This is a genomic window from Spirilliplanes yamanashiensis (assembly GCF_016863475.1).
In the GTDB taxonomy this organism is placed as follows: domain Bacteria; phylum Actinomycetota; class Actinomycetes; order Mycobacteriales; family Micromonosporaceae; genus Spirilliplanes; species Spirilliplanes yamanashiensis.
This window is the reverse complement of sequence record NZ_BOOY01000008.1, coordinates 215,630-236,360: the sequence shown is the minus strand read 5'-3', so window position 1 is coordinate 236,360 and position 20,731 is coordinate 215,630. Positions and strand designations below refer to the sequence as shown.

The window sequence follows — 20,731 nt, the reverse complement described above, 5'->3', positions numbered from 1 at the left end:
CTCCTTCAGTTGACGAGGGACATCAGGCCGACGCCCATGCAGCTGATCAGGACGGGCGCCAGGCACACCGCCGCGCCCATGATCGGGGTGCGGTCCACCTTGGCGTCCTTGCCGCCCCACACCACGCCGATCGCCAGCCAGCCCAGCGCGAACGCGAACACCGGCAGCGTCAGGCTGCACAGCAGCGCGTAGCCGAGCCGGGCCTGCGAGTCGGCGACCGCCGACAGGACCACCTGCACCACGAGCACGACCAGCGCGAACGGCCCGTACACCAGCAGGTTGCGCTGCCACGGCGCGGCGATGCGGCCGGTCCGGACCGTCGCCGCGTCGGCGGCGTCGGCCGTGCCGCGGGCGTCGCGCAGCGCCGCCGCGACCGCGGCCGGGCCGCCCGCCACGGCCTGCGAGGCCAGCTCCAGGTCCGTCGTGGTCGGCGTCAGGTCGGTCTCGGGTACGCCCACGTCCTGCGCGAGCCGGGCCCGCTGCGGCGCCAGGCGCGCCTGCAGGCCGGTCAGCTCCACCTGCGCCGCGGCGGCGGCCTCGGTGCGCAGCTTCGCGGCGTCGCTCGCGGCGCGGCGCACCGTGTCCAGGCGCTGCGCGGCGGCGACGTATTCGGCCCAGGGGTCGGTCTCGGTCATCAGTCGCGCTCCGGCGCCGCGAACGGGACGATGACGGTCGTGCGGTCGGCGTGCCGGTCGTGCAGCAGCGCCCGGTTCTCCCGCGGGTGCCAGTCGACGGGGCGGCCCAGCAGCAGCCCCACGTCGGCGCCCGGCACGTTCAGGAACAGCATCCCGGCCACGTCCTCCCGGGCCGCGCTGCCGCCCACCTCCTCGGTGAACCGCCGGGTGCCCCGCCACCACGACAGCAGGTGCGCGCCGTTGGCCGGGCCGTCGCGCAGCAGGGCGCGCAGCCGGTCCGTCGGCAGCTTCGCGGCGTCCATGCCGAACACGATCCGGTAGCCGGGCACGGTGGCGTCCAGGTCCTCGGCCAGGTCGGCGGCCTCGATGACGCTGACCTCCTGCGACTGGCCCACCTCGACGGCCAGCTGCTTGGCCAGCTCGTCGCCCTCCGCCACCAGCGACGCGATGACGAACCGGGCGGTGCGCGGGGCGTGGTGGGCGGCGACGCCGCGGGCCGCGGCCTGCAGCACCTCCGCGCCGACCGCCTGCGAGCCGAACACGGCCAGGTGCCGGCCGGGGGAGGCGTCCAGCGGGAACGCCGCCGTGGACAGGTTCACGTCGATCGTGCGGCCCAGCAGCGCCGCGGGCCGGCCCGCCCGCCCGGCCAGCGCCGCCCGGAACGTGGGGTCGTCGTCGAGGTGCTGGCGGGCGTACCCGGCGAACACCCGCGGCGGCACCGCGTCCGCGTCGCGTTCCTGCCACAGCCGGTGCCGCAGGTCGAGCAGCTCCGCGCGGTCGGCGTGCGGGTCGGGGAACTGCACCACCCGCTCGTGGCCGCGGGTCGCGCCGCGCGGGCCGCCCAGGCCGCCCGCCGTGTTGATGACGGCGGTGCCGAGCGCCAGCCCGGCCGCCGAGTCGTTCGTGGGCTCCAGCACGTCGCCGCCGCCCGGTAGGGCCACCCGCACCGGGAACTGGCCGAAGATGGAGTCGCGCTTGGCGTACAGGGCCTCCACGCCGAGCACGGTCTGGCTGGCCAGCACCAGGTGGATGCCGTACGAGCGGCCCTTGCGCGCCAGCGACTCCAGCAGCGCCACCGCCTCGGCCGCCATCGGGTCGCTGCCGGCCAGCAGCACCTGGAACTCGTCGATGACGCACAGCACCCGGGGCAGCCGGTGCGGGCGGCCCTCCTCGGCCGCCGCGGCGCGCAGGTCCGCGAACTTCGACACCCCGGCCCGCTTGTACGCCACCGACCGCCGCGTCATCTCGGCCTCGAGCTCGCGCAGCACCGCCAGCCCGTACTCCCGGTCGGACTCGACCCCGACGGCCCGGGCGTGCGGCAGCCAGGTGCGGTCCCGCGGCGTCGGCACGAACTCCGTGAAGGACACACCCTCCTTGAAGTCCAGCAGGTACAGGGCCAGCTCGCCGGGGGAGTACCGGCTGCCCAGCCCGTACAGCACGTTGATGAGGAATGCCGTCTTGCCCGCGCCGGAGCGGCCGCCCACCAGCCAGTGCGGGGTGAGGTCGTTGAACCGCAGCGTCACCGAGCGGTCCCCGTCGTGCCCGACGATCGTGGTCAGCCCGTCGGCGGCGTCGCCCGCCCACAGCCCCTCGCCCGGCTCCGGCAGCACGTCGGCCAGCGTCACCTGCGACGCCACCGCCGACTGCGCGGCCAGCTCCTCGCACACCCGGTCGACCAGCGTCGCCGGCGGGTCCTCGTCCAGGTACACCGGCGAGTTCAGCCAGCCCACCTTGCCGCCGGCCGCCGCGACCTCACTGAACGCGGCCCCGGGCGGGTCGCTGACGAACGCGAACGGGTTCTTCACCGCCACCATCGTGGCCCGCGGCAGCGGCGGCTGCGTCGTCTCCGCCGTCAGCGGCGGCGGGGGCCAGCCCGCCACCACCATGTGCAGGTTGGCGTCCGGCCCGTGCTGAGCCAGCGCCGCCAGCCGCGTCAGGTCCGCGCCCTCCGTCAGCTCCGGCAGCGACGCCACCACGACCAGCATCGTGCGCTCGCGCCGGCTCGGCCGCACCGACGCGCTGCGCGCCGGGCGCACCCACTGCTCCGCCTCCGTCAGCAACGTCCGCAGCCCGGCCCGGTCCGTCGCCGGCGGCGCCAGCAGCCCGGCGTCCTCCAGCGCGGCGAACGGCGCGAACACCGACCCGCCACCGGCGCCGTCGACGGCCCGCACCAGCACACTGCCCGCGGGCGCGGCCGCCAGCAGCCGCAGCAGCACCGACCGCAGCAGCCCCGTCACCCGCGGGTCGCGGGCGTCGGCGTCCACAGTGAGGTGACCCGCGCCCAGCAGCGGCACCACGGCGGGGAACCGCGCGTCGTCCAGCGGCTGCGCCACGCCCAGCCGCACGAACCGCGGCGGCGGCCCGCCCAGCGGGATCTGCGGCTGCGCGTCCAGCGGCGCCCCGAGCCACCCCGGCGCCAGCGCCTGCGCGGCCGCCCGCAACCGCTCCGCCAGCTCGTACTGCTCCCGCGGGTCGGGCGGCGGCGGCGCGGCCGCCCCGAGCGCGTCGGCGGCGGCGGTCGCCACGGCGGCGGCCCGGCGGTGCAGGGCCGCGGCGTCGACGCGTTCCCTCGACCCGGCCACTGCACCACCTCCGTCTGTACGCGCTCAAACCGTATCCCAGCGGCGGAATATCGTTCAGCATCCGCCTCGGTGTCGGTTCGTGCGGGTGGCCGCGGATGGGTAGTGTCTGGTTTGTGAAGGGTGCGACGGGTCCGCGCAAGCGGCTGATCCTCGTGCTGGCGGCGGGGATCGTCGCGCTGCTGTGCCTGGGCGGCGGCGGCATCGCCTTCGTCCTGTACGACCAGGAGACCCGCGTGGATCGCGAGGACCCCGATCAGGTGGTGTCCAGTTACCTGCGCGCCTACCTGGTCAATCGCGACGACGAGCGGGCGAAGCTGCTCACCTGCGACGGTCAGCCGGCCACCTCGGAGATCGCGACCCTGCGCGGGGACGTCGAGTCGCGCGAGCGGCGGTACACCATGAACGTCGCCTTCAGCTGGGGCAGCCTTCAGGTGCAGCCGAGCAGCGACGACCGCGCCACCGTGCAGACCGAGGTGCGGCGCGCCGTCTCGGACGGCAGCGAGGCCCTGTCCGACCGGTGGTCGTTCACCGTGGAGGACCGCGACGGCTGGCGCGTCTGCTCGGCCACCAAGCTGCCCTGACTCACTCCACCCAGAGCAGGTGGACCGGGATCTCCATGGTCTGCGGTGCCTTGCCGCTCCACGCCCACCGGTACCAGTCCACCTCGGTCGCCACCCGGGCGCAGATGTCGCCCTCGTCGCCGGTGTGCAGCTCGGTGACGGCGCGCAGGTCGCGGCGTTCCTCGCCGTCGTCCACGTGCACCACCCGCCGCCCGGTCAGGGCGCCCGCGTCGAGGGCCGGCGTCGGCTCGCGGCGCGGTGGCTCGTCCATGGAGACCAGGCGGGACAGCACGTCGCCGCCGGTCTTCGCGGTGTGCGCCATGCCGAGTTCCTCGACCCACACCCGTTCGACGGGCACCAGCGGCGCGAACACCTCGGTGCGTTCCGCCTCGGCGCGGTACCACTCCTGCTCGGACATGACCGGCACGTAGGTGCGGCTGCCCTGCACCACGCGGTCGTCGGCGCGCAGGTCGGCGCGCCAGCCGAGGCCGGGCAGGCCGACGATGACGCGGCGGCCGCGCAGGTCGCCGCCGAGCACCGCCGGGGTGGGTGCGACGGGCCGGGGCGGCCGGGGCGCCCAGTCGGGCTGGCCCGCGAACGGGTCGGGCATCGGGTTGGTCACGTCATCCCCCGAGCGGCGCGCCGCGGTCACGCATGAACTTGACCGGGTCGACGGCGCCGCTGCTGCTGCGGTTGTTGTTGAGGTGCACCTCGAAGTGCAGGTGCGGCCCGGACGAGTTGCCGCTGCTGCCGACCAGGCCGATCTTCTGCTGGACGTTGACCCGCTGGCCGACGCGCACGTCCGGCCGCTGGATCATGTGGCAGTAGCGGGTCATGACGCGGTCGGCGTGGACGATCTCGACCATCCAGCCGCAGCCGCCCTTGCCGGGGTAGCCGTCGCGGTCGCAGTCCTTGGCGCCGCCGGAGGTCTCGTCGCACTTGACGACGCTGACGACGCCCGCGGCGGCCGCCACGATCTCGTCCCCGTGGTCGCCGCCCAGGTCGACGCCCTGGTGGGTGGGGCGGCTGCGGGTGCGGAAGCCGGACACGACCCCCTCGGAGACGGGGATCGTCCAGCCGGAGGCGGCGATCTGGCCGTCCACCGCGCAGCCCGCCGACATCGGGTCCTGGCTGGACGTGGGCAGCGGCGTGCCGTCCCCGCCGATCGGGGTGCGGGCGGCGCCGCCGGTCAGCGCGTTGACGATCTCGGTGGCCAGCGGCTCCTCGTCGCCGTAGCGGTACGGGAACGCGCTGACCTGCACCGCCTGCGCCACCTCGGACAGGTCGCGGGTCTTCCAGTCCTTGATCGTCACCAGCTTGTCGTAGAACTTGCCCGCCGCGATCTCCGGCGTCATCAGCTCCTTGACGGTGCCCCAGCCGCCGTCGCCCTCGACCGGCCGCTGCTGGAACAGCCCGACCGAGTCGTGGTCGTGGCCGACGGCGTCGTGCGGCAGCGCCATGCTGATCCGCCGCACCGCCGGGTACTTCGGGTTGTCGTTGGCGTAGTTCTTCAGCCGCGACTCGACCAGCGCCACGGCCACGGCGATGATCCAGGCCCGGGCCTCGAGGTTGCGCTCGTCGCCGACCCGCACGATCGTCAGCGCGTGCCGGATCTGCTTCGGGTTGTAGTTCGCGAACACCGGCAGGTCGGCGCCGTCGGGCAGGATCTCGCCGCCGCAGCCGAACGAGGCGGCCAGCAGGCTGTCCTCGTCGCCCAGGTTGCCCAGGAAGAACGCGCTGACGCTGCCGCCGCAGCACAGCAGCGCCAGGGTGGCGACGATGGACACGGCCAGGGCCGCCTTGCGGCGGGCCGACTGCAGGCGGCCCTCCGCCTCGGCCGCGGCCGTCATGACCGCTTCCAGCCGACCGAGTCGACGAGCCACCGCCCGTCCGGGGCGACCAGCTGGAGCGACAGCTCACCGGCGTCGGTGGCGACCCGGACCTCGACGAGCTGGGAGCCGAGCGACGTCAGGGCGGGTTCGCCGGTGACCCGGTCGGCGGGGATGCTCTCCGGGTCGGTGTCGGCCAGCTTCCCGGCCAGGTCCTTCGTGACGTGCGGCAGCAGGCGGTCGCGCCACTCCTTCGCCGACACGTCGTTGTGGTCGGCCCACGCCGACGCGAACGCGTACCCGACGGCCTCCGGCCGCGCCGTGCCCGGGCTCACCTTCGGCGCGGGCGGCGGGTCCGTCGAGGTGACGCTGTCGTCGCCGTGCGGGTCGACGCTGATCGACGGCGCCGGCCGGTCACCCGCGTCGAGCACCCGGGCCGGCGCCGGGCCGGCCAGCAGCCGGGCCAGCGCCACGATCGCCACGACGATGACCGCGAGGGCCACGGCCACGATCCACCGGGACCGGAAGAAGCCGGTCAGGAACGTCTGCAGTCCGCGTTGCACGTCGGGTCACCTCGCCTCGGACCGGATCCGCGGTTGCTCCGGCGCGGGCGCCTTCTCCGCGGTCTCCGGCCGGTAGATCGCATACGTGGCGGGCGCGTCGGGCACGTCGGGCGACGTCCACCGCGGCTCCCGCCGGGTCGGCTGCCGCGCCGGCCGGCGCGCACCGTCGTCGTCGGCCCGCACGGGCTCCACCCGCTCGACGCCGTCCGGCCGGGCCGGGGCGCCGTCCTGCTGCGGGGTGCCGGCGCCGCCGCCCGCCGTGACCTCCTGCCGCTGCTGGTTCGCGTGCGCCGGGTCCTCGAGCCGGGCCTCCGGCCGCAGCGTCGACTGGATGATCGGCACGCCGCGGCCCTTGCCGATCTGCGGCTCGCGGGTGCCGCCCGGCTCCGCCGGGTCCAGCTTCGCGGCCTCGCGCAGGTCCCGGAAGAACCGCCGGTGCCACGAGCCCGCCGACGACACCGCCTGGCTGCTGTCCTTGCCGCCGAGCTGGGTGATCCGCCGGTACGGCCGCAGCAGCAGCCAGCCCACCACGCCGCACAGCCAGATCAGCACGACCTGCAGCCAGCCCGCCAGGCTGGCCGTGTTCATGATCAGGTCGACGGCGAACAGGTAGATGGCCGCGCCCGTGCCGAAGATGGCGATGTTGAAGATCGCCGCGACGACCGCGTTGCCGAGGCGGCGCAGGCCCGCGCTGGCGGGACGCAGCAGGCCCAGGGTGCCGAGGATCGGCGCGGCGATGACCGCCCACCGGAAGATCAGGAAGCCCAGCAGGATCAGCAGCGACGCCGTCAGGTCGAACATGGCGTAGAGCGCCGCGGCCAGCAGGGCGATGAAGCCCGCGCCGATGCGGTCCATGCCGTTGACGCCCTTGAGGTACTCGTACGCCTCGGGGTCCTCGGTCTTGATCTGGTTGGCGACCCTCATGAACTGGTTCTGCTTGTCCTTGAGGGTGGCCTCACGGTCCGCCGGGTTGGTCCGCAGGCGTTCGGCCTCGTCCCACCTCAGCGCCTTCGCGTCGTACAGCGCCCGGCCGTACTTCTGCGCCGTGACGCTGTCGGCGGAGCCCAGCATGCCGCGCAGCCAGTTGCGGTACAGCATCGTCTCGGTGGCCGTGTCGCTGGCGCGCACCGCCGGCGGGCGGACGTCCTCGCAGGCCGCCGGGCCACCCAGCCGGCACTCGGACGGCGGCCGGTCCTGAGCCCGCGGCCCGATGGCGTCGTGCACCACGCCCAGCGTGCCCACCAGCGTGGCGTCGGCCATGTTCGCCGACTTCACCGGCCACGCCGCCAGCGCAGTGACCGCGGCCATGACCAGGATCGCCCAGCTCACCGTGGTGATGGCGTTGTTCATGTCGGCCTGGCGCGAGCGCCACAGCAGGTAGACGCCGATGACCACCAGCGTGATGACGCCGAAGACGCTGAAGACCTTCTCGTACACGGCCTTGGTGGCCTGCTCGACCAGCGGGTCCGCCCAGCCCCACATCGCCTTCGGCTCCCACGCGCGCTCGCGCAGCGCGTTCGAGGCGCCGATGATGGACGTGGCCAGCATGAACTCGCCGTTCGCCACCGTCGTCTCGAACTTGTACTCCGGCGCGACCAGCGTCGAGGCACAACCGATGTCGTACGTCGAGTAGTTGTAGCCCGCGTAGCCGTACTCGCTGTACAGGCCCTTCGGGCCGTTGCCCTTCGCCGACTCCGGGCGGGCCGCGAACCAGCCCGCCAGCCCAGAGTCCGGGGTGTTCGGCGTCGGCGCCGTCAGGCAGGACGTCTCCGAGGCGGCCACGTCCTGCAGCCGGCCGACGCAGCCGCGCATGTTCGTGCGCCACTCCTCGACGCTGCACAACGGATCACCCGGTGCCTGGGCCACCGGGGCCGGGGCCGCCGATGCCGCCGACGCGGGCAGGAACGCCCACGTCAGCGTGGCGACGGCCGCGACCAGCACGGCGAGGACCAGCGCACTCGCCCGCCTGGCCATGTCACACCTCCGCGTCGGGTAAGGGGAGCGGAACGGCAGAGGAGGTGATGGCCGGCGGCGGGGCGCCGGGCGTGGTGTCGAGGTGCTCCAGGAGGCCGTCGACGTACGAGACGTCGACCCGCACCTTCTGCACCCGGCCGTCGACGTCGCGCATCACGAACTCGCGGAAGCCCAGGCGGCTCGACGACGACGTGTCGGCCTGGGACAGGGAGGCGAGGGTGGCCTCGTACCCGTCGTGGACCGGCACCCGCAGCAGGCGCAGCGCCTCGGAGGCGATCTCCTGGTCCTCCGCGATGCGGCCCACGAACACCGTCGAGACGAGGTTCTGCACGTCGAGGCCGAGGATGTCCCGCGGGTTCTGCGACGCCACCAGGGCGGCCAGGTTCCATTTGCGGGAGTCGCGGGCGAGGCGCACCAGGAACGACCGGCCGGAGCGCCAGCCCTCCATGAAGTGGGCCTCGTCCAGGCCGACCATCTTGCGCGACGTCATCGAGCCGCCGTAGCAGCGGCGCACCGCGAGCCGGTGGGCGGTGTGCAGCATCGGCAGGGCCAGCGCCTCCTCGGCCGACCAGTACTCGCGCTCGATCTTCATGTCGGGCAGGCGCAGGCCGGCCATCGTGATGACGGTGAGCGCGGAGTCGGCGCTGAGCAGGTGCGCCGGCGGGCGGCCGAAGAACAGCAGCGCCAGCGGCATCTCGGCGGTGTCGAGGAGCAGGTTGGCGAGCTCCTTGCCCTCGTCGTCGAGGCCCTGCAGGAACGCCACCACGTCGTCGAGGGTGGACGTCTCCTCCGCCGGGACGCCACGGACCGCGTGCCGCAGGATCGTCGCCGTCGACGCCTCGCGGGCCACCTGCGGCGGCACGAGCATCGAGCAGATGTCCTGCACCAGCATGCGGCGCTCGGCGCGGGCGTTGGAGATGGCGATCTCGAACTCGCGGTCGCCCGCGGGGCCGGTCGCGAACTCCGACCGGACGGGCGTCGGGATCAGCGAGTACGGCGCCAGCGTGCCCTGCTCCGAGCCGGTCAGGTTCAGCACCCGCGAGTACGGCCGCAGCTCCGGCATCTGGCACAGCCGCGCCAGCGGGCCCGACGGGTCCAGCAGGGTGACCTGCACGCCGCGGCGGGCGTTCAGGTAGCCCAGCGCGCCCATCAGCGTCGACTTGCCACCGCCCGGCTCGGCCACGAACACGCCGAGGCCGGAGCGCTCCCGCACCTCCATCGGGAAGTGCAGGTCGAGGAACACCGGCCGGCGGCACGTGCCCGACGTGCGCCCGATCAGGTCGCCGCGGCGGTCACCGACCGTCGACGCGGCCTGCGGCAGCGCCGCCGCCAGCAGCTTCACCGGCATGCGCCGCACGTACCCGGTGTTGGCGATCGGCTCGCCCGGGATGAACTCGCGGGCCACCTGGTCCTGGTTCTTGGAGTGCTGCAGCGAGATGCGCAGCTCCCGCGAGTACAGCTGGATGACCCGGCGGGCCCGCTCCAGGCACTCCTCGCGGGTGTTGCCGCCCACGGCGATGCGGTGCCAGCCGTGCGCCCGCGCCGACTCCACCGGCAGGCCCGTCGTCATCTCGTCGCCGATGTGCAGGGCCCGCTTGGCGAGGCGCTCCAGCTCCGGCGGCGCGTCGATGCCGTGCTCCGCGTAGTCGAGCTGCTGGGAGCGGATCATCCGCAGCCGGTGCTCGAGGTTCTTGAACGAGTGCGCCGGCCCGAGGATGTCCACCACGGACGACAGCTCCATCGGCCACGGCAGCCGCTCGTGGAAGTGCAGCCACGGCTCGTGCCGCTCCGGGATCTCCAGCGGCTCCATCCGGCCGACCGTGAGCACGGCGACGTGCCGCTCCTCGCCGGTCATCCGGTTCACCAGCTTGACCGTCGACCCGTACGGCGAGCGGTACCGCTCCACCTGCTCCGTCAGCGCCAGCAGGTCGCCGCGCTCCCACTGCCCGTTCGTGACCGGCGACAGCGGCCCGGGCGGCGCCATGCACAGCGCCACCGACCGGAACAGCAACCACTCCAGCTCCTGCGGCGTCACCCGCCGGCCGCGCATGCCGAACGCGTTGAGCACCTCGTCGAACTGCTCGACGGTGCGCCCGAGCTTGCGCCGCTCCGAGTCGGACGTGCCCCGCCCGAAGATCCGCAGCACCCGCTCCGCGAACGTGTCGCCCAGCGCCCGCCGCGCGAACGTCACCCCCAGGTACGTCTGCCCCTCGGCATGGTTCACCGACAGCAGGTGCCGCTGCGCGCTGACCAGGTGGTCCGACCACGACGTGCCACCGGCGACGTCCGGCAGCGGCCGCGCCGTGTGCCGGTCGATCGTCCGCGCCCACTCGTCCGCCGGGAACGGCCGCGTCGTCCGCCGCAGATGCAGCCGGAACCCGGCGAGGCCCGCGTACTGCTCGCTGATCGCCGACAGCAGCGCCTCGCGCTCCGCGTCCGGCCGGAACGCCCAGCGCACCTCCGGCAGCCAGTACCAGGCGGTCACCGTGCTCTGCGTGAACGTCAGGTGCCCCGCGATCTCGCTGATCTCCAGCTCGACCGACGGATCCTTGTCCTGGAACTTCAACCGCTGCGGCTTGAACGGCGGCGGCGTCTTCGGCTTCTTCTCCCGCACGGCCGGCAGGTTCGCCGGCTCGCGCCGCCGCCCCCAGCCCTTCTTCGCCGGCGGCTCCGCGGGCTCCCGCGTCGCCGGCACCTGCGCCGCCGGCGCGGGCCGCACGCCGGTGTCCAGCGCGACGGTCTCCCGGTTCTCCACCGGCAGCGTGTCCTCCCGCACCACGAGGGCGTGCGCCTCGTCGTGGCCGGGCTGCTGCGGGGGTACGGCGACAGGCCACTGCCCGGTGTCGGCGACCCGGGTACGCGGCGCCAGAGCCTCCAGCCCCGGCTGCCCGGCGGCGGCCCGGGCCCCGGGCGCGGCGTGCACGGCGGCCTCACCGTCGGCGGCGGCCTGCCGCGGCGGCAGCGGCCGCGTCACGTCGAGCACCGCGAGCAGGTCGTCGTCGTCATCCCAGTCGAGCCCGGACCCGGTCCCGCCGCGCTCATCGGCGGTGGGGGCGGCGGGCTGCGCCGGCTGCGCGGTGGGGGCGGCCGATGGCGACGTGGACTGCGCGGCGGGCGCGGCCGAGGCCACCTGCGCGCCAGGCGCGGCCGAGGGCCAGGCGGGCTGCGCGGTAGGCGCGGCCGTGGGTGAGGCGGGCTGCGCGGTAGGCGCGGCCGTGGGTGCGGCGGGCCGCGCGCCCGCGGGCGGCGCGGAAGAGGGGCCCTCGGGCCCCTCCGCGCGCTCAGCCCAGACCTGCGGGCCCGGCTGACCCACTCCCGCCTCGACACCCTCGACGCCCTCGCGGCGGCTCGCGCCGTTCTGCTCGGTGCCGTCGTGCCCGACGCTGCCCGCGGGCAGCGGAAGAGCGGAAGCGGAGTCCGCCTGCGCGGCGGAGTGGTCGGTGGAGGAAGCCGCATGCGGCGCCGCGGCGTGTCCCTCGCCGACCTGGTCCGCGGGCCGCTCGACGACCTGGGCGGCCGCTTCCGCGGCCTGCCCGCCGGAGTGGTCCGAAACCAGCGCGCCATGGCCGCCGGGCTGCTCGGCAGCCTGGCCGCCGGCCTGCTCGGAGGCGTGGTGGCCGGGGTGGTCCGCGACCTGGTCGGCAGGGTGCTCCGCGACCTGGCCGCCGGGGTGCCCGGAGGCGTGGCCGGCAGGCTGTTCGGAGGCCTGGCCGGCAGGCTGCTCCGCAGCCTCGTCCGCGGCCCGGCCCGGCGCCTGGCCCTCGGCCGGCTCGACGATCTGGCCGTTGGCCCGGTCGGCGGCGTGGGACCCGGCCGTGCGGCCGCTGTCGTCCGTGGACCGCGTCTCAGGAGCGGCGCCGTGCCCGTTGCCGTTCGTGGTGGCTGGGCCGGTGGTGCGGCGGTCCGGGGCCAGCCCGCTCAGTTCGGACAGCAGCCGTCCCGTCCCGGGCCGGGTGCGCTGAAGCCCTCGCGCCGGGACCGGGCTGTCGCCGCCGGCAGACCCGGTGCGATCGGGCGCGGGGCCGGGGCGGGGCGGGGTGCCGAATTCCGGGGTGCGGCCGCGGAAGATGCCCTCCGCGGCCGGGGGCTCGGCGGCCGGGGTGGTCGACGGGCGGTGGCCGAAGATGCCGCCGGGGGTCTGGCGGGCGCCGAAGATCCCCCCTGCGGATGACGGCGGGGCGGGCAGCGGGGCAGGCACTGCAGCGGGGGCGTGGCCGGGGAGGTCGGCCGGGCCGCTGGGGGTGTCGAAGTCGGTGGCGCCGGTCTGGGCCGGCGGCGCCGAGGTGGGGGGCGGGCTGAACAGGTCGAGGAACGGGCTGTCGATGTCCAGGTTGTCCGGCGCGCGGCGGGGTGCGGCCGGGCCGCCGGTGCGGCCGCGGGCCGGTTGGGGGGCCTGGAAGTAGCCCACGGTGCCGTGGTCCGGGCTGGTGACAAGCTCGGTCTCTGGCTCTGGGTAGCGCTCCGAATGCACACCGTTACTCTGCACGCCCGGCGCGCGTCCCGCCGAACGGGTGTCGTCCGGCTGGTGTGGACCCGTCATGCCGCCGCCCTGCCCAGGGTCGTGCGGCTGGAGTTCTCGGTCATACCAGCTCCTCCCGTACCCGGATGCGCGTCGCGACGAGTTTGGGGTCGCGCTGCTCGACGGCGGGCTCGCGGGTGCGGCGCCAGTCGGTCAGCGCGGTGTGGATCACCTTGCGCGCGGGCCGATCGGGGTCGACGTGGCGGAAGACGTACGAGGTGGTGACCATCGCCAGGGCGATCTCCCAGGCGGGGAACGGGTCGATGCTGAAGGTGATCAACCAGTGCAGGAAGATGTAGAACGGGACGAGCAGGATGAACATGCCGTACTGGGCGTACGGCAGGTGGATCGGAAGGGTGTAGCCGGGCGGCCCGAGGTAGACCAGGCGGGCCCGGTAGATGTCGTCGTCGGTGCGTAGCCGCATGGTCCCGCCGCGGCCTACTGGAAGATCAGATCGATGAGGTAATCCCCGACGAAGAACAGCGTCGCGGCGCCGGCGATGAACGCCAGGCCGACGATGGCGATGGCGGAGCTTGTCAGCACCTTCGAGATCTCACCGCGGCTGGCTCGCCCGATGAAGATGACGCCGAGCACCGCGAGCAGGATCGGCGCGATGTTGCTGGCGAAGAAGGTGACGACACCCTCGGTGTTGATCCCGGTGGGCTCCGCCGCGAGCACGCTCGACTGCGCCAGCGTGCTGGCGATGAGCTCTGTGGCGATCACTGGTAAACCTCCTGGGTGCGCTGGTGACCTCGAAAGGGCGCCCCTGTCCTACCTGAACCCATCTGCGATCTTCCGGCTCCTCAATGATGCCCAAGTCCGAAGCGTACGGGCCGTCCTGTCGACTAACAAGCTGCCTGATTCGTTACCCAAGGTGCACGCGTGAGTGAAACATTGTCACGGTATTAGAACACACGTACGAACCCCACGTCCGCCCGCGGGCCCGGCCGGGCCGTCGGTACCGTCAGGGGGTGCCCGAGCCCGCAGACCTGCTGACCCGCGACCGGACGGTCGTCATGGGGGTGCTGAACGTCACCCCCGACTCGTTCTCCGACGGTGGCCGCTGGGCGGGCGTGGACGACGCCGTCGCCCACGCGCACCTGATGCGCGCCGACGGCGCCGACCTCGTCGACGTGGGCGGCGAGAGCACCCGGCCGGGCGCCGACCGGGTCGACGCCGACACCGAGATCGCCCGCGTGGTGCCGGTCATCCGGGAGCTGGCCGGGGTGCCGCTGAGCATCGACACCACCCGGGCGCGGGTGGCCGCCGCCGCGCTGGAGGCGGGCGCCGTCGTCGTCAACGACGTGTCCGGCGGTCTGGCCGACCCCGACATGGCCCGGGTGGTCGCCGACGCGGGCTGCCCGTGGGTGCTGATGCACTGGCGCGGGCACTCCCGGCAGATGAAGAAGCTGGCCGTCTACGGCGACGTCGTCGCCGAGGTGCGCGCCGAGCTGGCCCAGCGGGTCGACGACGCGCTCAAGGCCGGCGTGTCCGACGAGCAGCTGGTGATCGACCCGGGGCTCGGGTTCGCGAAGACCGCCGAGCACAACTGGGAGCTGACCCGGCACCTCGACCGGCTGATCGGCCTGGGCTACCCGCTGCTGTTCGCGGCCAGCCGCAAGTCGTACCTGGGCAGTCTGCTGGCCGGGCCCGACGGCACGCCGCGGCCGGTCGACGGCCGCGAGGCCGCGACCGTCGCGACCAGCGTGCTCGCGGCCGCGGCGGGCGCGTGGGGGGTCCGGGTCCACGACGTCCGGGGTACGGCGGACGCCCTCGCCGTGTGGCGCGCCTCCGGCAGCCCGGCGATCGGGGGTACGCGTGCCTGACGTGATCACGCTGACCGGGCTGACGGTCCGCGGCTACCACGGCGTCTTCGACTTCGAGCGCGAGCGCGGCCAGGACTTCGTCGTGGACGTGGCGCTGGAGCTGGACCTGGCGCCGGCCGCAGCCAGCGACGACGTGTCGGACACCGTGCACTACGGCGAGCTGGCCGACGACCTCGCCGCCGTCGTCGCGGGCGAGCCGGTCAACCTCATCGAGACGCTGGCCGCCCGGCTCGCCGCGGTGTGCCTGCGCGACGGCCGGGTCGCCGCCGCCACCGTCACCGTGCACAAGCCGCAGGCGCCGATCCCGCTGACGTTCGCCGACGTCTCCGTCACCGTGCGGCGGGAGCGCGGATGACCCGGGCCGTCCTGTCGCTCGGCGGCAACCTCGGCGACCGCGAGGCGCACCTGCGGGCGGCGGTCGCCGCGCTGGACCCGTACCTGCTGGTGGTTTCCGGGGTGTACGAGACGCCGCCGTGGGGCGACGCCGCGCAGCCCGCGTACCTCAACGCCGCCGTGCTGGTCGCGGACCCGGCGGCGGCCCCGCGGGACTGGCTGCGGCGCGCGCAGCGGCTGGAGGCCGCGGCCGGGCGCGAACGCGACCCGCGGCGCCGGTTCGGCCCGCGCACCCTCGACGTCGACGTGATCGCGGCCTGGACCGACGACGGCGAGCCGATCGTGTCGGACGACGAGGACCTGACGCTGCCGCACCCGCGCGCGCACCTGCGGGCCTTCGTGCTGCGGCCGTGGATCGACATCATGCCGTACGGGCAGCTGCCCGGGCACGGCTGGCTGACCGACCTGATGAACACCGAGGCGGTCCTCGCCGACCTTCCCGGCGTGCGCCCGCGACCCGATCTCGCACTAGAGTCGTAGCGTGAGCAACCAGCCGGTCCGCGACCCGAGCATCGGGCCGACGCGCCCGTCCCTGCTCGTCGTGGCCGGCCTCGCCGCGGCCGCCGCCGGGTGGCTGCTGCTGAGCACCCTGTACGGGCGGATGCCCGCGCTGCCGTGGCTGCCCACGCTCACCGTGGCGGCCCTCGCGGTGGTCGAGGGCATCCTCGCGCAGAACACCCGGGCCCGCATCGAGCGCCGCCCCGGCCAGCCCAAGGTCGACCCGCTCGCGGTCGCCCGCTACGCGGTGCTGGCGCGGGCGTCGTCGCTGGCCGGGGCGATCTTCGCCGGCTTCTCCGCCGGCCTGCTGGGCTGGCTGGTGCTCGAACCCACCGTGGCGGCCCGCGACGACGTGCCCGCCGCGGCCGCCGCCCTCGCCGCGTCCCTGGCGCTCGTCGGCGCCGCGCTCTGGCTGGAGCGCGCCTGCCGGGTCCCGGACCGCCCCGAGGACGAGGACGCGCCCGGGCGCCCCTGAACCGGTGCCCCCGCCGGCTGCGTATTTCCGGACGGGGGTGACGACACGCCCGGCCGCCGGTAGGTTGCGACCAGCGGTCGGACCGGCGACGTAGCCGTGCCTCGACCAGCCAGAGGAGGCGCGCGATGGCGTACGACGAGCCGAGCTACCGCCGGCACACGTCGACCGGCGACGGCGACGGCGGCGGATACCGCACCGGCACCTTCGCCAGCCCGGACTACCGGGCCCGCCGCAGCACCCAGGACTACCAACCGCCGGTCGACTACGCCCAGACCGAGTTCGGCGCCACCGAGGACCTCGACGAGAACGCGTCCCGGCGCGGCGCCCTCGCCGGACCCGACCCCGCCGACGGCCGCGACCGCATCGGCATCCACCTCGGCTGGGAGGTCGTCCTCCTGCTCGGCGCCGCCGCGATGGGCTACCTGCTGTGGCGCGAGGACGCCGACGCCCTCAAGGGCGACGCGCTCGACACGCTGCTCCTGTCCGGCGCCGCGATCGGCCTGCTCGCCCTCGCCGCCGGCCTCACCCTGCGGGCCGGCGTGCCCAACCTGGCCGTCGGGCCCATCGCCATCGCCGCCGCCCTGCACTTCGCCGAGAACGGCGACCGCGGCGTCGTCCCCGCCGCCGGGCAGGCCGTGGCCGTGGCCGTCGTCGGCGCCGTCGTCATCGCGCTGATCGTCGTCGCGTTCCACGTCCCCGGCTGGGTCGCCACGCTCGGCGGTGCGCTCGCCGTCGTCACGTACAACCAGCTGCGTGTCGCGCCGGTGAACGTGCAGGGCGACTTCGACCCCAGCAACCGCGCCTACTTCGTCTTCGCCGGGTTCGCCGTGCTCGCCCTCGGCGGCGGTCTGCTCGGCGTCCTGCCCGGCGTCCGGCGCTGGCTCGGCCGGCTGCGTCCCACCGGCGACCCGGCCGTGCGCCCCGGCGGCGCCGCCGCCCTGCCGGTCATCACGTCGCTGGTGCTGTCGTCGGTGATGGCGGTCGGCGCCGGCGTGCTGTTCGCCGCGAACGCCACCGGCCCGGTCGCGCCCCGCACCGGCCTGGAGTGGACGGGCATCGCCGTCGGCGCCGCCCTCATCGCCGGCACCAGCGCGTACGGCCGCCGCGGCGGCATCTTCGGCACCCTGTTCGCCGTCGTCATCCTCACCGTCTTCCTCGACTACGCGGCCCGCCGCGACCTCGACATCGCCCTGTTCGCCATCGCCGCCGCGGCCCTCGGCGCCGGGCTCGTCGTCACCCGCCTCGTCGAGACGTACGGCCGCCCGCTGCCCGCCCCGGGTGACGACGACGACTGGCAGGCCACCACCGGCACCACGGCCAGCTGGTCGCCCGCCATGCCCGACACCTGGTCGACGGCCGCCCCGGCCCAGCCGTCCGGCGGCCGCGCCGATCGGTGGGACGACCGGTGGGGCACGAACGCCCGCTGATCGCCGTTTCGGGCGGTTGCCGCCCGGATATGCTCGCGGTCATGACCGACCACCCGACCGACCTGGCCGCCCTCGACGCCCTCTCGACGGAGGAGCTGCGCGAGCGCGCCTTCGCGGTCGCCCGCCGCGAACGGGACCTCGGCTTCTACTGGAACGTCCTGCGGCACCTGCCGAACTCGGACGAGGCGGAGGCCCTCGACGGCGCCCCGAACACGCTGGGCGTGACCGTTGACGAGGCCGTCGCCCTGTGGCGCCAGCTCACCGGCCACGGCTACGGCGAGTCCGAGCCCCTGCTCCGCGCCGCCTTCATCGACTACCTGCAGAAGCACGGCTGAGTAGCGCCGACGTCGCTCTGGGTGTCGCGTTTGGAGAGTCGCCGTAGCTGGGAAAAACCGGTTTCATGGCTCTCACCAACCGCTACAAGACCGCCCCCGGTGCGGGCACGCTCGCCGCACTGATCCTGGTCCTGGTCTTCGGCTCCCCCTGGTACGCCGACTGGGCCACGGACAACACCAACCCCGAGACCGCCGGAGGCTGGTGGCTGCGCCTGCTCGCGTGGCCGCGCTGGCGCTTCGACTCCGACGACTCGATCCAGAACGTGCTCTCCACCGACCTGCGCGCCATCCTGGTCGTCGCGCTCACGTTCCTGTTCCTCTACATGCTGCCCGGCTCGCAGCTCGCCCGCGCCCGCGGCACCCTCAGCCAGTTCTTCGCCGGCTGGGCGTCGTACGTCTTCGCGGGCGGCTTCGCCGCGCTGATCGCCGCGCTGATCCTGCGCGACCCCACGCTGCTCGGCGCGTTCCGGGCCGCCGGCGAGGGCGCCACGTACGGCCTGTTCGTGGGCTGGATCATCGGCCTGGCCACGCTGGGCGGGTGGCGCGGCACCCGCAGCTGACCCCCCTCGGCGCCCGGAACCCCCCACCGGGCGCCCGGCCGCACCGGACCCACACCGCCGGTGCGGCATCGAAGAGACCGGCCCCTCGCGCACCTTCTGCCATCGGTGCGAGGGGCCGGTTCTCGGTGTCCTAGCGCGCGATCGCGTCCGCCGGCGCCTCGAAGATGGCCGAGCGGGACACCGTGCCCACCACCCGGTCGCGGTTGCGGACGGCCACGTGCAGGGCGTCCGCGGTCAGCATGGCGGCCAGCGCGTCGTACAGCGTGCCGGTGTCCGGCACCGACGGCAGGCCCGCCGTGTCGTGGCCGGGGCCCACCTTGCGCATGACGGTGCTCAGCGGGGTGACGGCGAGCCGGCGGACGCCGCGGTCGGCGCCGACGAAGTCGCGGACCATGTCCGACGCCGGCTCGGCGAGCAGCTCGCCCGGCGGGGCGTACTGCTCCAGCTTGCCGCCCTCGGACAGCACCGCGATGCGGTCGCCCAGCTTGACCGCCTCGTCGATGTCGTGGGTGACCAGCACGATCGTCTTGCCGACGGCGGCCTGCAGGCGCAGGAACTCCTCCTGCAGCTTGCCGCGCACGATGGGGTCGACCGCCGAGAACGGCTCGTCCATCAGCAGCACCGACGGGTCGGCGGCCAGCGCGCGGGCCACCCCGGCGCGCTGCCGCTGGCCGCCCGACAGCTCGTGCGGGTACCGCTTGCCGAACCGGGCCGGGTCGAGGCCGACCAGCTCCAGCAGCTCGTCGGCGCGGCGGCGGACCCGGTCCTTCTTCCAGCCCAGCAGTCGCGGCACCGTGCCCACGTTCGCCCGGATGGACTGGTGCGGGAACAGGCCCACGTTCTGGATCACGTACCCGATCCGGCGGCGCAGCTCGACCGGGTCGACGTCGGTGACGTCGTCGCCGTCGATGAGGATGCGGCCCTGGGTGGGCTGGATGAGCCGGTTGATCATGCGCAGGACGGTGGACTTGCCGCACCCCGAGGGGCCGATGAGCACCACCAGCTCGCCGGCCGGCACGTCGAGGGTCAGGCCGCCCACCGCGACGGTGCCGTCGCCGTAGACCTTGCTCACCCCGTCGAGCCTGATGCTCGAGGCCGTCCTGCCCTGTCCGGCGGACCCGTTCACGGTAGCGTCCACGTATGTCCCTCCTGGCGGTCCCGGACGGGCCGGGCAACCCGTGGTTCTCCTGGCGTTACGTGAACGACAACCGCGAGACCATCCTGTCCGCGCTGTCGTTCCACGCGGAGGTGACCGCGCAGGCGGTCGGGTTGGCCGTGCTCGTCGCGCTCCCGCTGGCGGTGCTGGCGTACTGGGTGCGCCCGCTCACCGGGCCGATTCTTGCACTCTCGGGTGTGCTCTACACGATTCCGTCGCTGGCGCTGCTGGCGTTCGTGGCGCCCCTGGTGGGGGTGACGACCCGGGCGGCGGTGCTGATCGCTCTGGTCCTGTACGCCCTGCTGATGATAATCAGGAACACGCTCGCCGGGCTGGAACAGGTGCCTCCCGAGGCCCGGGAGGCCGCGCAGGGCATGGGTTACAGCCGGTTCGGCCGGCTGTGGCGGGTCGAGCTGCCGCTGGCGCTGCCCGGCATCATCACCGGCGTGCGGCTGGCCACCGTGTCGACCGTCGCGCTCGTCACCGTGGGCGCGCTCATCGGCCAGGGCGGCCTCGGCGACCTCATCCTCGGCGGGTTCCGGAACAACTTTTACCGGGCCGAGATCATGACGGGCACGATCCTCTGCGTGGGCCTGGCCCTCGTGCTCGACCTGCTGCTGGCCGGTGTCGGCCGGCTGCTCACCCCGTGGCAGCGGAGGGTACGCGCGTGAACTACCTGAACGAGGGCCTGCTCTGGCTCAACGACCCGCTGAACTGGACGAACCCCGGCGGCGTCCTCGACCGGCTCGGCGAGCACCTGCTCATCTCCGCCCTCGCCGTGCTGGTCGGCTGCCTCGTCGGCTGGCCGGTCGGCGTGCTGCTCGGGCACCGCGGCCGCGGCGGCGCCGTGATCGTCACCGTGTCGAACCTCACCCTCGCCGTCCCCACCGTCGCGCTGCTGACCATCCTGCCGCTCACCCCCATCGGCTTCGGCAAGCCGCCCGTGGTCATCGCGCTCGCCGTGTTCGCGGTGCCGCCGCTGCTGGCCAACGCGTACACCGGGGTGCGCCAGATCGACCGCGAGACCATCGAGGCGGCCCGCGGCATGGGCCTGTCCGGTGGGCAGATCCTGCGCCGGGTCGAGCTGCCCCTGGCCGTCCCGTACCTGGCGGCGGGCCTGCGGACGGCCAGCGTGCAGGTGGTGGCGACGGCCGCGCTGGCGTCGTTCGTCAACGGCGGCGGGCTCGGCCAGATCATCGCCGCCGGGTTCGGCATCGGCATCAGCAACGGCGGCGCCGGCCAGATCGTCGCCGGCGGTCTCGCCGTGGCCGTGCTCGCCCTGCTCGTCGAGGCGGTCCTCGCGGTCGTGCAGCGCCTGGCGACCCCGCGCGCGCTGCGCGCCACCGCGCCGCGGCGGCGGCCGGCGGTCACCGCCGGGGCGTGACCATCGACGCAACGG

At 74.6% G+C, this 20,731-nt stretch carries 19 protein-coding genes and 1 pseudogene; 10 read left to right on the top strand and 10 right to left on the bottom strand.

Annotation, left to right across the window (positions count from 1 at the left end):
• Window positions 1-5: 5 nt before the first annotated feature.
• Together Sya03_RS08040 and Sya03_RS08035 are read right to left on the bottom strand one after the other, a co-directional pair.
• On the bottom strand, window positions 6-635 hold the full coding sequence (locus Sya03_RS08040; protein WP_203937553.1) for a hypothetical protein: 630 nt from the start codon (window positions 633-635) through the stop codon (window positions 6-8).
• A complete protein-coding gene (locus tag Sya03_RS08035) occupies window positions 635-3,217 on the bottom strand; it encodes an FtsK/SpoIIIE domain-containing protein (protein ID WP_203937552.1) in 2,583 nt (860 codons plus the stop codon). The genes Sya03_RS08040 and Sya03_RS08035 overlap by 1 nt, the downstream gene beginning before the upstream one ends.
• 113 nt (window positions 3,218-3,330) lie before the next feature.
• Here Sya03_RS08035 and Sya03_RS08030 point away from each other — a divergent pair, with 113 nt between their 5' ends.
• Window positions 3,331-3,798: an Rv0361 family membrane protein gene (locus Sya03_RS08030; protein WP_239107196.1), complete on the top strand. Its 468-nt coding sequence runs from the start codon at window positions 3,331-3,333 to the stop codon at window positions 3,796-3,798.
• Between the two features lies 1 nt (window position 3,799).
• Here Sya03_RS08030 and Sya03_RS08025 read toward each other — a convergent pair whose 3' ends face one another.
• The 7 genes and pseudogenes from Sya03_RS08025 to Sya03_RS07995 all read right to left on the bottom strand — a co-directional run bounded on the left by Sya03_RS08025 (window position 3,800) and on the right by Sya03_RS07995 (window position 13,385).
• Window positions 3,800-4,399 (bottom strand): hypothetical protein, encoded by a 600-nt coding sequence (locus tag Sya03_RS08025; RefSeq protein ID WP_203937550.1) that lies wholly within the window; start codon window positions 4,397-4,399, stop codon window positions 3,800-3,802.
• A gap of 1 nt (window position 4,400) precedes the next feature.
• The gene (locus Sya03_RS08020; RefSeq protein ID WP_203937549.1) at window positions 4,401-5,627 is read right to left on the bottom strand and encodes a M23 family metallopeptidase; all 1,227 of its coding nucleotides are present in this window, start codon (window positions 5,625-5,627) and stop codon (window positions 4,401-4,403) included.
• Complete coding sequence (locus tag Sya03_RS08015) at window positions 5,624-6,169, bottom strand: hypothetical protein (RefSeq protein WP_203937548.1); 546 nt, start codon at window positions 6,167-6,169, stop codon at window positions 5,624-5,626. Before Sya03_RS08015 ends, Sya03_RS08020 begins: the two co-directional genes overlap by 4 nt.
• A 6-nt stretch (window positions 6,170-6,175) precedes the next feature.
• Complete coding sequence (locus tag Sya03_RS08010; protein WP_203937547.1) at window positions 6,176-8,143, bottom strand: MFS transporter; 1,968 nt, start codon at window positions 8,141-8,143, stop codon at window positions 6,176-6,178.
• Between the two features lies 1 nt (window position 8,144).
• Window positions 8,145-10,820, bottom strand: a pseudogene (locus Sya03_RS08005) (ATP-binding protein); the annotation flags it as partial.
• Window positions 10,821-12,723: 1,903 nt separating this feature from the next.
• Window positions 12,724-13,086 carry a hypothetical protein gene (locus tag Sya03_RS08000; protein WP_203937546.1) on the bottom strand — a complete coding sequence of 121 codons (363 nt, stop codon included), beginning with the start codon at window positions 13,084-13,086 and terminating at the stop codon, window positions 12,724-12,726.
• 14 nt (window positions 13,087-13,100) lie between these two features.
• Window positions 13,101-13,385 (bottom strand): hypothetical protein, encoded by a 285-nt coding sequence (locus tag Sya03_RS07995; protein ID WP_203937545.1) that lies wholly within the window; start codon window positions 13,383-13,385, stop codon window positions 13,101-13,103.
• 293 nt (window positions 13,386-13,678) lie between these two features.
• Between Sya03_RS07995 and folP the strand changes: the two genes are divergently transcribed.
• The 7 genes from folP (at window position 13,679) to Sya03_RS07960 (ending at window position 18,176) form a co-directional block, all read left to right on the top strand.
• Entirely contained in the window at window positions 13,679-14,488 is an 810-nt protein-coding gene (gene folP / locus Sya03_RS07990) for a dihydropteroate synthase (protein WP_203937657.1), read from the top strand.
• On the top strand, window positions 14,481-14,843 hold the full coding sequence (folB, locus tag Sya03_RS07985) for a dihydroneopterin aldolase (RefSeq protein ID WP_203937544.1): 363 nt from the start codon (window positions 14,481-14,483) through the stop codon (window positions 14,841-14,843). The genes folP and folB overlap by 8 nt, the downstream gene beginning before the upstream one ends.
• On the top strand, window positions 14,840-15,361 hold the full coding sequence (folK, locus tag Sya03_RS07980; RefSeq protein WP_203937543.1) for a 2-amino-4-hydroxy-6-hydroxymethyldihydropteridine diphosphokinase: 522 nt from the start codon (window positions 14,840-14,842) through the stop codon (window positions 15,359-15,361). Before folB ends, folK begins: the two co-directional genes overlap by 4 nt.
• A gap of 1 nt (window position 15,362) precedes the next feature.
• Window positions 15,363-15,854, top strand: a complete 492-nt coding sequence (locus Sya03_RS07975; protein WP_239107195.1) for a DUF3180 domain-containing protein — start codon at window positions 15,363-15,365, stop codon at window positions 15,852-15,854.
• Between the two features lie 125 nt (window positions 15,855-15,979).
• Window positions 15,980-17,281 carry an ABC transporter permease gene (locus Sya03_RS07970; RefSeq protein WP_203937542.1) on the top strand — a complete coding sequence of 434 codons (1,302 nt, stop codon included), beginning with the start codon at window positions 15,980-15,982 and terminating at the stop codon, window positions 17,279-17,281.
• Between the two features lie 41 nt (window positions 17,282-17,322).
• The gene (locus Sya03_RS07965; protein ID WP_239107194.1) at window positions 17,323-17,616 is read left to right on the top strand and encodes a hypothetical protein; all 294 of its coding nucleotides are present in this window, start codon (window positions 17,323-17,325) and stop codon (window positions 17,614-17,616) included.
• A gap of 65 nt (window positions 17,617-17,681) precedes the next feature.
• Window positions 17,682-18,176, top strand: coding sequence for a hypothetical protein (locus Sya03_RS07960; protein WP_203937540.1), 495 nt, complete (start codon window positions 17,682-17,684; stop codon window positions 18,174-18,176).
• A 130-nt stretch (window positions 18,177-18,306) separates the two neighbouring features.
• Here Sya03_RS07960 and Sya03_RS07955 read toward each other — a convergent pair whose 3' ends face one another.
• Window positions 18,307-19,314, bottom strand: a complete 1,008-nt coding sequence (locus tag Sya03_RS07955; protein ID WP_203937539.1) for an ABC transporter ATP-binding protein — start codon at window positions 19,312-19,314, stop codon at window positions 18,307-18,309.
• A 2-nt stretch (window positions 19,315-19,316) separates the two neighbouring features.
• Between Sya03_RS07955 and Sya03_RS07950 the strand changes: the two genes are divergently transcribed.
• Together Sya03_RS07950 and Sya03_RS07945 are read left to right on the top strand one after the other, a co-directional pair.
• Window positions 19,317-20,003: an ABC transporter permease gene (locus tag Sya03_RS07950; RefSeq protein WP_203937538.1), complete on the top strand. Its 687-nt coding sequence runs from the start codon at window positions 19,317-19,319 to the stop codon at window positions 20,001-20,003.
• Window positions 20,000-20,716 carry an ABC transporter permease gene (locus Sya03_RS07945; RefSeq protein ID WP_203937537.1) on the top strand — a complete coding sequence of 239 codons (717 nt, stop codon included), beginning with the start codon at window positions 20,000-20,002 and terminating at the stop codon, window positions 20,714-20,716. The genes Sya03_RS07950 and Sya03_RS07945 overlap by 4 nt, the downstream gene beginning before the upstream one ends.
• Window positions 20,717-20,731 lie beyond the last annotated feature (15 nt).

Bases quoted from the DNA above. Each gene is read 5' to 3' on its own strand.
- Sya03_RS08040 (WP_203937553.1), bottom strand. From the start codon at position 635: ATGACCGAGACCGACCCCTGGGCCGAATACGTCGCCGCCGCGCAGCGC.
- Sya03_RS08020 (WP_203937549.1), bottom strand. From the start codon at position 5,627: ATGACGGCCGCGGCCGAGGCGGAGGGCCGCCTGCAGTCGGCCCGCCGC.
- Sya03_RS08010 (WP_203937547.1), bottom strand. From the start codon at position 8,143: ATGGCCAGGCGGGCGAGTGCGCTGGTCCTCGCCGTGCTGGTCGCGGCC.
- Sya03_RS08000 (WP_203937546.1), bottom strand. From the start codon at position 13,086: ATGCGGCTACGCACCGACGACGACATCTACCGGGCCCGCCTGGTCTAC.
- folP (WP_203937657.1), top strand. From the start codon at position 13,679: ATGGGGGTGCTGAACGTCACCCCCGACTCGTTCTCCGACGGTGGCCGC.
- folK (WP_203937543.1), top strand. From the start codon at position 14,840: ATGACCCGGGCCGTCCTGTCGCTCGGCGGCAACCTCGGCGACCGCGAG.
- Sya03_RS07970 (WP_203937542.1), top strand. From the start codon at position 15,980: ATGGCGTACGACGAGCCGAGCTACCGCCGGCACACGTCGACCGGCGAC.
- Sya03_RS07965 (WP_239107194.1), top strand. From the start codon at position 17,323: ATGACCGACCACCCGACCGACCTGGCCGCCCTCGACGCCCTCTCGACG.
- Sya03_RS07960 (WP_203937540.1), top strand. From the start codon at position 17,682: ATGGCTCTCACCAACCGCTACAAGACCGCCCCCGGTGCGGGCACGCTC.
- Sya03_RS07950 (WP_203937538.1), top strand. From the start codon at position 19,317: ATGTCCCTCCTGGCGGTCCCGGACGGGCCGGGCAACCCGTGGTTCTCC.